The organism is Puniceicoccus vermicola (assembly GCF_014230055.1).
Taxonomy (GTDB): domain Bacteria; phylum Verrucomicrobiota; class Verrucomicrobiia; order Opitutales; family Puniceicoccaceae; genus Puniceicoccus; species Puniceicoccus vermicola.
On sequence record NZ_JACHVA010000117.1, the window covers coordinates 35,681 to 49,483 of the forward strand.

Below are 13,803 nucleotides of genomic sequence, written 5' to 3' on the forward strand. Positions count from 1 at the left end.
TCAGGATTCTCCGTACAGGACCCACGTATCCTTACTGCCACCACCTTGCGATGAGTTCACGACGAGTGAACCCTTGCGAAGGGCAACGCGGGTAAGCCCTCCGGGTAGGATGGAAATTTTCTTTCCACATAAAATATAGGGACGAAGGTCGACGTGCCGGCCTTGGATGCCCTCGTCGGTAATCGTCGGGTGACGCGACAAGGAAATGGGAGGCTGAGCAATGAAGTTGCGCGGCTTGGCGATGATCAGCTCGCGGAACTCTTCGATCTCTTTTTGGGATGCGTGCGGCCCGATCAACATGCCGTATCCTCCGGCTTCGTTGGTCGATTTTACGACGAGATCCTTCAAATTGTCGAGGATGTAGCTACGCTCCTTCGGGTCGTCGGCAACAAACGTGTCAACGCTCCCGATGATGGGCTCCTCCGACATGTAGAAGCGGATCATATCCGGCACGTATTTGTAGATGAGTTTGTCGTCGGCCACACCGGTTCCGATGGTGTTGGCAAGACTGACGTGCCCCTTCCGGTAGGCGTCCACCAAACCGGCGACTCCGAGCATGGAGTCGGGGCGGAAAACTTCGGGATCGAGGAAGTCGTCGTCGATGCGTCGGTAGATCACGTCAACGCGCTTCAGCCCCTCGGTTGTGCGCATGTAGACAAAGCTGTTTTCGACGACGAGATCGTTCCCCTCGACGATCTCGATCCCCATGCGGCGGGCGAGGAGGCTGTGCTCAAAATAGGCGCTGTTGTACACCCCCGGGGTCAAGAGGACCGCGGTGGGATTGTCGACTCCGTCGGGAGCGATGTATTTCAACGTTGCGAGAAGATCTTCCGTGTATCGTTCGACCGACCGTGTGCCGGTCTGCGGGAAGAAGTGCGGGAACACCTTCTTCATAGCGTCCCGATTTTCAAGAAGGTAGGAAACTCCGGAAGGAGACCGGGCATTGTCCTCGAGAACGAGGTAATTCCCTTCGTGGTCACGAATGAGATCAGTCCCGCAGATGTGGATGTAGATATCTTTCGGCACCGGAACATTCATGAACTCCGGCCTGAAGTGGGCGGCGGACTCAATATATTCGCGGGGAATAATACCTTCTTTGATGATGCGCTGCTCGGTGTAGATGTCCTTGAGGAACATGTTGAGCGCCTGCATCCGTTGGGTGAGTCCTTTTTCGAGAACTTCCCATTCCTGCCCGGGAATGATCCGAGGGAATAGATCGAAAGGAAAAATCCGCTCGGTGCCTTGGTCGTCATTGTAAACGGTGAAGGTCACCCCTTGTCGCAGGAAGGCGCGGTCAACCGCCTTTTGCTTTTGCAACATCTCATCTGGGGGGAGATCTTTAAGGCGTTCACAAATCGCCTGGTAGTGCGGGCGAACGTTGCCGTCTGCATCGAACATTTCGTCAAAGAAATCTCCGACTTCGTATGTTGAGAAGTCCATGGTTAATAAAAGCAATTAGCATGCCCTGCGCTCGGTTCCAAACGAAATCTTAGGGCGCATTCGATTTTCGGAGCGAGGGGTGGGGTTGACCCGACTCTTGATTCCGGCTTTTCTTCTCATATGACTACCCGAACCGAAGAGGGCAGTGGGATGAATCTCGAAGATTACCCACTTATCGAAGAGTATGGAATCATTGGAGACCTTTCGACGGTAGCCCTAGTGGGGCCTGGGGCCCGAATCGATTTCCTATGTTTGCCCGAATTTGATTCCCCTTCCGTGTTCGCAGCCCATGTTGACCGGGAAAAAGGGGGATGCTTCTCGATTACTCCAAAGTTCTCCGAGGTGACGGAGAAGAAAATATATTTTCCCGAAACGAATATTTTGCTGTCACGGTTTCTTTCGAAGGAAGGCATCGCCGAAGTCACGGATCTCATGGTGGTCCACGAAAAAGAGTCCAATCAGGCCCTCGTGCGCCGAGCAAAAGCGGTTCATGGAGCGGTGGAGTTTGAGATGCGCTGTTCTCCCCGATTCGACTATGCGCGCATTGAGCACCGAGTCGAAACGCTGCGGGATGGATGCTCTTTTCACACCGATGACCTTTCTCTTCGCTTTCGTTCCGATGTTCCGGTTGAGATCGATGGGCAGGACGTCGTTGCGCGCTTTAAGCTAGAGGCAGGAGAGACGGCGACCTTTGTCCTCGAATCAGCAGAGTGTGAAGAGCGGCCGGAGACGGTTACTGTTTTTTGCTCCCGCGCCTTTAAGGAAACCGCAACCTTCTGGCGGAAATGGTTGTCCCGTTGCAGTTACAAAGGGCGTTGGCGGGAAACGGTTCAGCGATCGGCTCTCGCGTTGAAGCTGTTGACCTCGCGTCGTCACGGTTCCGTCGTGGCTGCGCCGTCGTTTGGATTTCCGAATTTTCCGGGAGGAGAGCGTAATTGGGACTATCGCTATACCTGGCTTCGCGATGCCGCCTTTACCACCTATGCTTTTATGCGGCTCGGATTCACTGAGGAAGCGGCCGGGTTTATGGGTTGGTTGGAGAAACGGGTGGAATCTCTTGAGGAGGGAAGTCATCTGAACGTCATGTATCGCATCGATGGTTCGCCAGTGGAGGGGGAGTTTGCACTCGACCACTTGGAGGGATACCGAAAATCGAAGCCAATCCGGATCGGTTCCACCAACAATGATCAGTTTCAGCTGGATATTTATGGGGAGCTGATGGATTCGCTCTATCTTTTTGATAAATTTGGTTCTCCGGTCTCCTATCAGTTGTGGAATCAAATCTGCAAATTGGTTGATTTTGTCGCAGATCACTGGCGGGAGCCGGATATGGGGATCTGGGAGATCCGAGATGGAAAGCGCGAATTTCTCTATTCACGGGTGATGAGTTGGGTGGCGTTGGACCGTGGCGTCCGCTTGGCGCTGAAACGATCCCGCCCGGCTCCTCTGGAGCGTTGGATTAAGGAGCGAGATGCGGCCTATAATAGTGTCTTTGAAGAGTTTTGGTCGGAAGAAAAGCAGTCGTTTGTCCAGTTCAAGGGGACGGATGCTCTCGACGCCAGCGCCCTGATCATGCCGCTGGTGCGGTTCATCAGTCCCACAGATCCGAAATGGCTCTCGACTCTCGAAGCCATCCGGCGCGAGTTGACCGAGGATTCGCTCGTTTATCGATATCGGGTGAACGAGGCCTTTGATGAGCATCTGGAGGGGGAGGATGGGACCTTTTCGATCTGCTCTTTCTGGTACATTGAATGCCTCTCCAGAGGGGGAAATACCCTCCAAGCCCGTCATTACTTCGAGAAAATGCTCAGTTATTCGAGCCCACTGGGGCTTTTCTCTGAGCAAATCGGGTCCGAGGGGCAGTCTCTCGGGAATATGCCGCAAGCATTTACCCATCTTTCTTTGATCAGCGCCGCCTTTGAGCTGGATCGCCGACTCGGCGAAGGTTCGGGCGATGACGTCGGATTCACTGGCGCGGCTCCGCAGCGGTAGAGACTCAAGAATCGGGATTTGGATACTGGTCGGGGGAGTTGTCTCTCCTCAGGAATTTTGCTAGGTTCGTTTCCATGAAGAACGATGTCCTTGCAGTCGAAGTAAAGGGGGTAATGCCCACCGCAAACGGGTGTGCGGTGTTCCTAGGCAACGAAGAGAAAGTCTTTGTCATCTATGTGGATCAAGGGATTGGGAATACCATCTCCATGACGATCAACAACGTGAAGAAGGAACGGCCCATGACGCACGACCTAATCGGCAACATTTTCCAAGGCTTCGGCATCCAATTGGAGCGCATCGTCATCAATGATGTCGACGAGGGCACCTTTTATGCCCGGATGATCTTACGAATGGAGAACGAGGTGGACACCAAATTAGTTGAGATCGACTCCAGACCGAGCGATTCTCTCGTTTTGGCTCTGCAACAGCAGAAACCGATTTTCGTCGACCGGGAGGTTATGGATAAGGTCGATGATATGACCGAGATTTTGGAACGGATCGTTAATCAGGAAGGAGACGAGGAGTAGTTTATGCGCAAATTTCTTCTTTGGCTCACGGCCCTATTCGTTCTTTTGCTCGTTCTCGTTGGGGTCCTCCTCATCCCAGCGGCTCAAAAGTCTTTGTTCCTGGCATTTGCCTCCAATGAGGAGCGAACGGTTTCAGTTGACTACATTCATCTAGGGCCTGGGGGCTTGAAACTCGAAAATCTCGAGTTTGCAGGAAGTGGCATCCTAGCTCGCGTTCCGATGGCCGAAGCGAAGTTTTCTTGGGGTGCTCTCCTCGATAAGCGTCTCAAGATCCAATATTTGCGCGTAGAAGATCTCTTCGTGAAGATGGAAGAGTCGGAGAAAAAGCAAAAGTCGACCGATGAGTCTAAGGATGAGGGATTTGAGGTTCCTCGGGATTTTGAGGGGATTTTGGGGCAATCGTCCCCCATTGAGATTCAGGAACTTTCGGTGACGGGTAAAGTATCGACCCCGACGAATGATGAGATGGCGTTTTCGATCTCGGGTGCGGATATCGTTCCGGGTAAGCGAGGATTACTGCAGCTGTCGTTACAACCCAGTGAAGGGGCCCTCGAGACGCTGCCTCAGGTTGAGATTTCCATTCCAGTTCAGATTGCTCAAGCGGGTGAGTTGGAGAGCATCATGCTGAGCGGCGAGATCGTTTCCCGAGTCAAAGAGGCTCCGGGAGTTCTGGACCTCAGCGGTTCGGTAAAACCGACGGAGACTGGGGAGGCATACCGGATTGAAATCACCTCCGAAAAATTGCTGAGCGGAGGAGAAATTTCTCTGGTAGGGAACTGGGCGAAGGAAGCGAATCAGCTCGGTCTCGAATTGACGGCGAAGGGGGATAATCTGGATTTTCTTCAATCTTTCGTTTCCCAGCCTTTGCCGGCTGTCTCTTTTCGCGTCAAAGGAATGACTGAACTGAGCCCGGGTGAAGGGTTCCGGAGTGCAGATTTACGTTTCTTAGTAGATGCTGATAAGGATGTTCTTCCCCAGTTTGGTGAGCCGATTCGAGCGGAAGGAGTCGTGAAGGTCTCCGCTGGAGAGGATAGTTTCACTTTTGAAGAATTTGATGTATCGGTAGCGCCCCCACAGGATGCGCAGCCGTGGGTGGCACTTCATTTGTTGGAGCCTCAAGTGTTTCGGACGACAGATCCCCTGGAGATTCCCCAGAATCGATTTGCATCGGTTGATATTTTTATCCCGAATCAGTTTCTTAACTCGCTGACGGAGGAGTGGAATTTCTCCGACTTTAAAGCGAAAAGTTCTTTTGTCGGGAGTGAAGACGGGGTTGTTCTCGAGTCTGCCGAACCTTGGGAGGTTTCAGTTCGGCGGGCAGGTGAAATGAGTCAGCCCGTTCAACTGAGCATCTTGCCTCACTTGACGTATCAAGACGATGGGCTCAACGCATCCGCGGAGATTCAATTTGAGGGCGAAGGGAAGACGCTGGAAGCCAAGGTCTCTGCGGATGCCGGGATTGCCAGCCTGCCTGCGGCTTCTTTCAAAGCCTCGCTGAAAGGATACTTCGGCGCCGTTGCCACCTTAGCGCCCAATCCCGAGGACATTCCGAAGGGTCTTGTCTCATCAGAGTGGACGGGATCGTTCGGAGAGAATTTGGAAGTCTCGGGAGCTTTCTCGGTAACAGAATTGGTTTCCGGTTCGATGGGGCCAGCGGACGTGAACCTGAAGGTTCGCGAATTCAGCCTCTCTCAACAGGATCCGATGACGGTGAAAGGGATTTTGGATTTGGATTGGGCTTCCCAAGGCCGGGCGAGTTCGGTCTCCGGCCTTAGTCTGAACGTTGTTCAGCAGGAGAATGACCGTTGGGCTTTGACGGTGGACCAAGGAATGGTTGTCGCCGATCCCCGAGCCTTCAATACGACGGAAGCCCCGTCCTCGTCCACAACCGGAGCTTCTCATTCTCCCGCTGATTCGGGGTTGCCTGATGTTGCCTTATTGGAGGGGGCGATGGATCTGCCTAGCATGCCCATTGATTTGCTCGGTATAAACCTGAAAGGCCGTATATTGATGCCTGAGGGAGATCGCGATTTTGAGATCTCTCTGGCTGATTGGGTTCCAGCTCAGGAGGGTTCCTTCGCGTTGGATCTCAACTCGGCTGGAAAGCAGGGCGTCAATGCCGTCCATGGTAAAGTTGCAGGGCAGGTCCGATTTGACGAAGCGGGATTCCCGAACCGGGTGAAAGCTTCCGCATGGTTGAAGGACGTGCCAGTCGGTGAGGAGACGATGCCGCTATACGGTGAACTCACCTTCTCACCGGACTCTCCCGTCGACCCGATTGTTTTCTTGCTGAGAACTTCTGAGGACGGTGTGCCGATCCTGCAGGCGAAGGCGACCATTGCCGAAGATCGAGCGACGGCCACCGCGGAAGCGGATTTTGCCAATTGGTTGAAGTCTCCTCTCCGGAAGCTAATCCCTAATGTTGCGACCGGACATTTGAAGGCGGATGCCGCTTTGTCGAGCGAAGGAGTTTCGAGTCGAGTGGTAGTTGATGCGCTGACGCCCTTGGATGGATTTGAAAGTTATGATTTGAATCTCAATGGTATGCTTTCGTCCCTTACGCCTTTGTCGGCGAAAGGAGGGTTGGTCCTGAATGATGCGAAGGACAAAAAGAGCGACCTGAATGTAGTTGCTGACGGTGACTTGGAGAAGTCGCTGAAGTTGAATCTCGAAGGGAATCGTTTGGATCTTGAGGCATTGGAAGGTTTCGCTCGGGTTTGGAGCGGTGCAGGCGGTTCAGACGAAATTTCTGAAAAGACAGAGCCCGGCCAGACCTCCGGCCCGGAGGGCAATGCCACATGGCCGCTGGAATCGATGCCTTTCGAGGTCGATGGTTCCTTTTCGATCGGGCAGGTCGTCCCGAAAGATATGCCGTCGATTAAAGCCTTGGACGGTCGGTTCTTCGCGAATACGGAAAAGGCGACCGTCCGGGTTTCCGCGGACTGGCTCGAAAATTCCTCGATGAGTATGGAGGGCAGGCTTGCACGCAATGGAGAAAAGGTTGAAGCGAATGTCGATGCGAAGGTGAATAATCTTCCTACTGGGGAGTTGCTGCAGCAAATGAATCCACGGGAGACTCCGGCCATCGAAGGTTTGGCGACCGTAGGAGCTTCCTTTCAGGGGAGTGCAGGTTCATTGGAAGATCTTCCCAATTGGATGGTCGGAACCTTGCAGGTCGGTGTAAAGGACGGGGTCATCCGATCACTGAAGCCAGAGGCACGTGTGACCAAGTTTGTGAATGCAGGGTCTATCGCGGGTGCTCTGCTCGGATCTTCGTTGAAACGCCCTGGGGTATCTGCGCTCGGGGAAATAACAAATCTCTTTAAAGAAATTCCCTTTTCCAAGCTGAGCGCAACTCTGGAGCGAACGGACGAGCGGGAGACTGTGGTCGATTCGATTCTTATGTTGGGGGCCTATTTCTCCATGCAGGGCTCCGGGAAAGTCGAATCGGGAGATCTGGATCAGATCCCAGTGACCCCGATGCAATTGCGCCTGAATTTGGGAAGCAAGCCCCCACTAACCGAACCTTTGGGGGTTCTCGCTTTACTGGGACCGAATACGGACGCCAATGGTTATCGGGAATGGAAACAGCCTATTGAGATGACTGGGACACTGGCTAAGCCCGACGTCGGTGAACTCTGGGGTATGCTGATTGGCGCGGTGGAAAGAGCGGCAACCATGAGCGAAAAAGATTTGGCGAAGGAACGACAAGCGCAAGGCCTAGAGCCCGCGGAAAAGAAGAAAAAGCCTTCCACGGAAGAGCAGATCGAGCAGGGTGTGAACAGCATTCTCCAGATGCTCGGGCGATAGGGTGATATTCGAATCGCGGAGAGAGCTGGAAAAACGGCAGTTCTTCCGGTAGGGTAGTCTTATGGAAAAACCGATCTTAGTTACCGGAGTAAGTTCAGGGCTCGGACGCGGACTAGCCGAAGTGTATCTGGAGAAGGGCTACAAAGTATATGGTTGCAGCCGCAGGGCGCCGGAAGAGTTGATCGAAAGAGGTTTGATTCACGAGTCGGTTGATCTTGGGAGCCCCGAGCAAGGGGCGGAGAAGTTTCGCAAATTGATCCGGGGTGTGGAGGCTTGGGAACTCGTTTATTTGAACGCAGGAAAGCTTGGAGAGATTCGGGATATGAAAGATGCTCCACTGGACGATTTGCGAGAAACGATGGAGATCAATGTGTGGGCGAATAAATGGATCCTGGATCTGCTTTTCGAGGAGGCCTCCGAAGTGAAACAGGTGATTGGAATTTCCTCGGGTGCCTCGAAGTCCGGAAGCCGCGGATGGAATGGGTACAGTCTTTCCAAGGCGGCTTTGAATATGCTGATGAAGCTATACGCTGGAGAGCGCCCGGATACTCATTTTACAGCCTTGGCCCCGGGCCTTGTTGATTCAGGGATGCAGGACTACTTGACGAATCTTCCTGCCGATGATCGATTTCAGCCGTTGGAGATTCTTAAGGCAGCGAAGGGCACCGAAAAGATGCCCGACGGGAAGACTTGTGCGGGAATGATCGTGGATCTACTGCCAAAGATTCGAGCAGGAGAGAGCGGGGAATTCGCGGATATCCGAAAGCTCTAAAAGAGGGCGAGCCGAAGTTTTCGGGGGAAGGGGACGTAGTGGCGTCTCCGGATGTCGTAGTCAGCCTTCTCGATTTCGTTGAGGATCCCACTGTAGACTCGGCCCATGATGCGAGCGGTCCGGGCGCAGGTTCGGTTTCGTAAGTAGGGGAGACCGGTCTCTGCAGATTGGTACCATTCGCGCGCCATCTGGATGAGATGGTCCAAGTAAGTTTTCCACTTTTCGTCAGGGCCGTTTTTCAGCAATTCCTCAACGCTCAAACCTCGTTTCGCGAGTTCCTCGGCGGGGAGGTAGATACGATCTTTTTCGTAGTCTTCGCGAATGTCGCGGAGGATGTTCGTCAGCTGCATGGCGAGGCCCATCTCTACGGCACGGGGGTAGGCATCGGCCGAACTAACCCCGAAGATGCGGCACATCATCAGTCCGACGACGGAGGCGACCAAATAGCAGTATTCCTCCAGTTCCTGTTGGGTCTGGATCCGAACCTGCTCCCGGTCCCGGCAGCAGCCCTCAACTAGGTCGTCCAGGAGTTGGATTGGGATGGCTCGCTCGCTGCACGTCCAAGAGAAGGCAGCTGCGAATCGTTGCGAGTGGTTCCCTTTCAGTAGTTGCTGGTTCTCGGAGAGGAGAACCGATTGAGACGGTGGAGGGGTGTCGGGTTTATGCTCGTCGATTCGGTCATCAATGTAGCGACAGTAGGCATACACCGAATAGGATTCCTTTCGTTTCTGAGAGCGTAGGAAGTGGGAGGCGAAGTAGAAGCTCTTCGCGTGATGGCGTGTGATCTCTGCCGAGCAGTCAAAGGAGTGGTTCAGTGAGGAGGGTGGACTCGCCGCCGCTTCCAGGGAATCGACCGGGAGAGGAGGGATCCGTTGGAAAAGGTGTCGGGGGATCGGCACGAGGGTTACTCGGTTGCGATTGCCTTGCCCTGCAGTTCGCCCTCAGCAAATTCCGCCTTCTGGGTGCTGTGGTTGAATCGCATGGAGACCAAGCGGGATACTCCCTTTTCCTGCATGGTAACCCCGAAGACCGAGTTCGAGGCAGCGATCGTTCGCTTGTTGTGGGTGATGATCAGGAATTGGGAGAATTCGGTGAAGCTTTTGAGCATCTCCGTGAAGCGGCCGATGTTGGCGTCGTCGAGGGGAGCGTCGAGTTCGTCGAGGACGCAGAATGGGCTCGGCTTCACCATGTAGATCGCGAAGAGAAGAGCAACTGCGGCCATGGTTCTTTGGCCTCCGCTGAGGAGACTGAGGGTAGCCGTGCGAACACCGGGAGGCCGGGCTTTGATCTCGATGCCGGAGTCCAGAATGTCTTCCGCTTCGATCAACTCGAGATCGGCAGTGCCACCATTGGTGAGATGGTCGTAGGTGTATTTGAAGTTTTCGCGGATCTTGTCGAAGGTCTTCTGGAAGAGAGTCTGCGACGTTTCGTTGATCTCGTCGATGGCGCGGAGGAGTTCTTCCTTGGAGTTCCAGAGATCCTGGCTCTGAGCCTTGAGGAATTCGTAGCGTTCTTTGAGGTCTTTGTATTCCTCGATGGCGACGAGATTTACGGCACCCATGGATGAGATTTTGTCGCGAAGTTTTTTCGACTCATCTTCCACCGCGGTCCAATCCGTGTTCTGGTATTGGCTGAGATCTTCTTCGGAAGGCGAGCCTCGGCGGTCGACCGGGTCCAGGTCGAGGTCTTCACCGTCTTCCATATCGTCGAGGGAAATTCGTGATTTGAAATCGCGATCAGCATCCCAGAGCGAACGGCGCCAGTCGATCTTGCGAACGTCGACAGCGTTTTCGCCGGAGGACTTTTCCAGAATGAACTCCACACGGGAGCGTTGTCGGGTCAGCTCAACTTCTTTGCGGTTTAGCGTCTGATCCAGTTCTTGCAGGGCCTTGCGGCTGTCGGAAACGGATTCCTCCTTCTTGCTTAAAAATTCTTCGAGCTCCCGGAGTTCCCCGCGCTTGGCTTCGAGCTTTTCCTTCAGTTCTTTGAGGTTGGTGAGAGCATCCTCGTGGGTTGCCTTCTGCAGCTCGATTTCTTCCGCGGCATCCGCGATCTGAGTGTCCAGTTGATCGATTTCTGCGGAACGGGATCTGCAGATGGAGTCGATCTCCTGCGTGCGTCGTTGGATTTCTGAAATGCCCTTTTCCACCATTTCCAAGGCCTGCTTTCGGCTGGCATGGTCGAGGCGTGTATTGGTCCAATCCTCCCGGCGCTGGTCGCGGTCGGCGCGAAGTTTTTCGATCTCCGTCTCCATCTCGCCGATCTGGTTGCGGTTCCCATCCAGATTTTGCTCGGCATCGGCGAGGTTCTTGCGGGCGTCGGCGAGCTCCTGTTCGCTCTTGGCGCGGGATTCTTCGAGGGCAGCGAGTTTTTGCTCGGCCTCTTGAAGGTTGCGGGCGTTTTTCTCGCGATTGTTATGAAGTGCCTTCGCCTCGGCTTCGAGGGTGGCTCGTTCACGGTGAATCTCGTTGCGGCGTTCGCGACTCTGTTCGAGTTCGGCTTCCAGGTTTTCGATGGATTCCTGGTCGGCTTGGATTTTCTCGCGTTTGCCGTCGAGCTCCTTTTCGAGGGCGGAAATTTCTTTGTCGATCCGGCGAATCTCCGCTTCACGTCCGAGAAGACTCTTACTGCCCTCAAGGGTCTTCCCTGCTACGAGGAGCCCGTTGGCGCTGAAGACCGTGCCCTCTTGGGTCACGACTCGGTCAAAACGGGATGACGGGTTCTCCGATTTCCACTGGAGGAAAGCTTCTTCGGATTCAGCAAAATAGCATCCGTCTAACAGCGCATTTAGGAGAGGCGCGAAAGCCTCTTCCTTCGGCTTGATGATGGAGAGTGCGGCGGTCAGGCCTTTGACGGAGGATTCGGCGGTGTTCTTGCCTGGGGTTGAGAGGAGTGCGGTGCGCGGGATGCCCTTGCTCCTCAGGGTTTGCAGTAGCTGCGGGAGTTCGTCCGCATCATTCCAAACGATCGCGTCCACTGCATTGCCGAGAAGGGCTTCAGCAGCGGCCGTGTGTTCGGAGTCCACTTCAATCAGAGCGGAGACGAGTTTCATGCGGTCGCCAGTGAAAGGCTCGCCCAGTTTTCCTTTCAGGATCGACTTCGCTCCTTCTCCGAAACCTTCCATGCGGTCCTGCAAATCCTGGAGGACCTGCTTGCGAGCGGCAGTGCGGGCCAACTGGCGGTCAATCTCCTGGATGTTTGTTTGGGCGGTGCGGAATTCTTCGCGGATCCGGGCCAGGTCGGCCTTTTTTGATTCGAGAATCTGGTCGGCTTCTTCCGCATCTTTGCGGCGTTGCTCGAGGGTTTGAACGGTTTGGCGTTCGCGTTCGGCGATGCGTTCGGCTTCTTCTTTGGCGGAGTGAACCGTTTCGCCGTGCGAGGCGTGGCGGACTTCGAAAGATTTCAGGTCAACCTCGAGGGTGGTGCAGCGCGAGCGGAGGCGGGTGATCGAGTTCTCGACTTGAACGACAGCTTCGCGCTCTTGGCGGAAGGCCGACTCCTTTTCCGAAAGGGCTCGGGCGACAGCTTCAAATTGTTTCTGTTTCTCAGCGGTTTCAGAGTCTGCGTCTCCGAGGAGGTTCAGCTTCTCTTGGCGGGATTGGCTTTCTTCCGCTCCGCGTTCTTCCAGTTCTTTTTTTTGTTCGGTCAGCCGCTGGATCTCAGCTCGCAGGCGCTGAATCCGTTGGCGGTGGTCGCCTTGACGAGTTTCCAGCATCTGAGCCTGACTCTCGGCGCTTTCGGCGGCCGAGCGGAATTTGAAAAGGGTTTCCTGAAGGTTTTCGATCTCCTGATAGGTCTCGGAGCGGCGGGCGCGTTCCGAGGAGAGACTTTCTTCAAGCTCTTCGATTTTCTTGCGGTGGCCGTTGGCCTCGGTGCGGATCCGTTCGGATTCGGCTTCGATTTCCGCAATAGAGGCGTCGAGTTCGCGAATCTGAAAGGCATAGAGGGCGACCTCAAGGTGGCTCTGGCGGTGGGTCAACCGTTTGTAGCGAACGGCCTTTGAAGCCTGGCGCTTGAGGGACCCGATTTGTCGACTGACCTCGTCGATAACATCCGAAACCCGGGAAAGGTTACTGTCGACCAAGGCGAGTTTGTTGAGGGTCTCGCGCCGTTGGCTCTTGTAGCGGGTGATCCCCGCTGCTTCTTCAAAAATGGTACGCCGTTCCGCTGGGTTGGTCGAAAGAATCTGGTCAACTTGTCCTTGAACCAAAAAGGAGTAGGCCACCTGGCCCACACCGGTATCCATGAAGAGCCGCTGAATGTCCTTGAGGCGGGACACCTTCCCATTGATCCGGTATTGGCTGGAACCATCACGGGTGACTCGACGGGAAACCTCGACCTCATGAAAACTGGCACCGAGGTCCGCTTCGCAGTCGGAAAAAGTCAGGCTGACTTCACAGTAGGGGAGCGCTTTGCGCCGCTCGGATCCCCCAAAGATGATGTCCTGCATAGACCCGCCGCGGAGTGATTTGGCACTCTGCTCTCCGAGAACCCAGCGAATGGAATCGGAAATATTACTTTTCCCGCATCCGTTGGGCCCCACAATGGCAGTCACCCCCGGCTGGAGTTCCAGTCGGGTAATATCGGCAAAACTTTTAAAGCCGTTGAGAGTGACTTCACGGAGATACATTCTGAGAAAGAGTGTAGGAAAAGGCGCTGGAGGCCGTATCGGCAATCAAATTTTAGAACACAGCAACAGGGACAAGCTTTCGGACGGCGGCAGATAGGAGGAGGATTTTAGCGAAATAGCTTCGTTCTTAGCCCAGTTCCGACGGCCAAGCCGCCCCAGTCGGTCCCACTCATCGCATGCGCCCGTTTGGGACGCTTCCCCGCATCTCCCTGCACCTGCTCCTCCACAAATGAGGGCGATCCCAGCACCATCCCGTCGGTAAAATAACGCACCCGGCACCGCAAAACCACAGACAGGGGCAATTTTCCCTTCTCCTCTTCCAACACCCGCACCGCTTCTTCCCGAGAGATCGACTTCTTCTCATCCTTCTCCCCGGCCCCGGCACCATACAAAGTCTGGCGATACCCAGCCAGATCCTTGTCCACAACCGAAAGACCAGCCCGAGCCATCCGCCCCCCTCCAATCGCCTCGGCATACCCACAAAATCGATAATCCTTAGGATCTTCAACCAACCCCGCCCGCACCGCATTCAAGTCAATATAGGCAGCCACCGTCCGCAGCGCCCAACGATCCCCTTCCACCAGAACACTCTTAAACCGCTCACACCAAAGCGGTCCAAAACGATCCCGCGA

At 54.6% G+C, this 13,803-nt stretch carries 7 protein-coding genes and 1 pseudogene; 4 read left to right on the plus strand and 4 right to left on the minus strand.

Features of this window, described 5'->3' with window-relative positions; all coding sequences use genetic code 11:
* Positions 1-1,440, minus strand: a complete 1,440-nt coding sequence (locus H5P30_RS14925; RefSeq protein ID WP_185693716.1) for a circularly permuted type 2 ATP-grasp protein — start codon at positions 1,438-1,440, stop codon at positions 1-3.
* Between the two features lie 120 nt (positions 1,441-1,560).
* On the opposite strand from H5P30_RS14925, the gene H5P30_RS14930 reads away from it, so the two are divergent.
* The 4 genes from H5P30_RS14930 to H5P30_RS14945 all read left to right on the plus strand — a co-directional run bounded on the left by H5P30_RS14930 (position 1,561) and on the right by H5P30_RS14945 (position 8,541).
* A complete protein-coding gene (locus H5P30_RS14930) occupies positions 1,561-3,432 on the plus strand; it encodes a glycoside hydrolase family 15 protein (protein WP_221774380.1) in 1,872 nt (623 codons plus the stop codon).
* A gap of 74 nt (positions 3,433-3,506) precedes the next feature.
* A complete protein-coding gene (locus H5P30_RS14935) occupies positions 3,507-3,959 on the plus strand; it encodes a bifunctional nuclease family protein (protein WP_185693717.1) in 453 nt (150 codons plus the stop codon).
* A 3-nt stretch (positions 3,960-3,962) separates the two neighbouring features.
* On the plus strand, positions 3,963-7,769 hold the full coding sequence (locus H5P30_RS14940; protein WP_185693718.1) for an AsmA family protein: 3,807 nt from the start codon (positions 3,963-3,965) through the stop codon (positions 7,767-7,769).
* 61 nt (positions 7,770-7,830) lie between these two features.
* Complete coding sequence (locus H5P30_RS14945) at positions 7,831-8,541, plus strand: SDR family NAD(P)-dependent oxidoreductase (RefSeq protein ID WP_185693719.1); 711 nt, start codon at positions 7,831-7,833, stop codon at positions 8,539-8,541.
* Here the strand turns inward: H5P30_RS14945 and H5P30_RS14950 are convergent.
* The 3 genes and pseudogenes from H5P30_RS14950 to H5P30_RS14960 form a co-directional block, all read right to left on the minus strand.
* Positions 8,538-9,440: a squalene/phytoene synthase family protein gene (locus H5P30_RS14950; RefSeq protein ID WP_185693720.1), complete on the minus strand. Its 903-nt coding sequence runs from the start codon at positions 9,438-9,440 to the stop codon at positions 8,538-8,540. The genes H5P30_RS14945 and H5P30_RS14950 overlap by 4 nt on opposite strands.
* A gap of 5 nt (positions 9,441-9,445) precedes the next feature.
* Positions 9,446-13,171 (minus strand): chromosome segregation protein SMC, encoded by a 3,726-nt coding sequence (gene smc / locus H5P30_RS14955; protein WP_185693721.1) that lies wholly within the window; start codon positions 13,169-13,171, stop codon positions 9,446-9,448.
* 107 nt (positions 13,172-13,278) lie between these two features.
* Positions 13,279-13,803: pseudogene (locus H5P30_RS14960) on the minus strand (transposase); the annotation flags it as partial.

Bases quoted from the DNA above. Each gene is read 5' to 3' on its own strand.
- H5P30_RS14925 (WP_185693716.1), bottom strand. From the start codon at position 1,440: ATGGACTTCTCAACATACGAAGTCGGAGATTTCTTTGACGAAATGTTC.
- H5P30_RS14940 (WP_185693718.1), top strand. From the start codon at position 3,963: ATGCGCAAATTTCTTCTTTGGCTCACGGCCCTATTCGTTCTTTTGCTC.
- H5P30_RS14945 (WP_185693719.1), top strand. From the start codon at position 7,831: ATGGAAAAACCGATCTTAGTTACCGGAGTAAGTTCAGGGCTCGGACGC.
- smc (WP_185693721.1), bottom strand. From the start codon at position 13,171: ATGTATCTCCGTGAAGTCACTCTCAACGGCTTTAAAAGTTTTGCCGAT.
- H5P30_RS14930 (WP_221774380.1), top strand. From the start codon at position 1,561: ATGACTACCCGAACCGAAGAGGGCAGTGGGATGAATCTCGAAGATTAC.
- H5P30_RS14935 (WP_185693717.1), top strand. From the start codon at position 3,507: ATGAAGAACGATGTCCTTGCAGTCGAAGTAAAGGGGGTAATGCCCACC.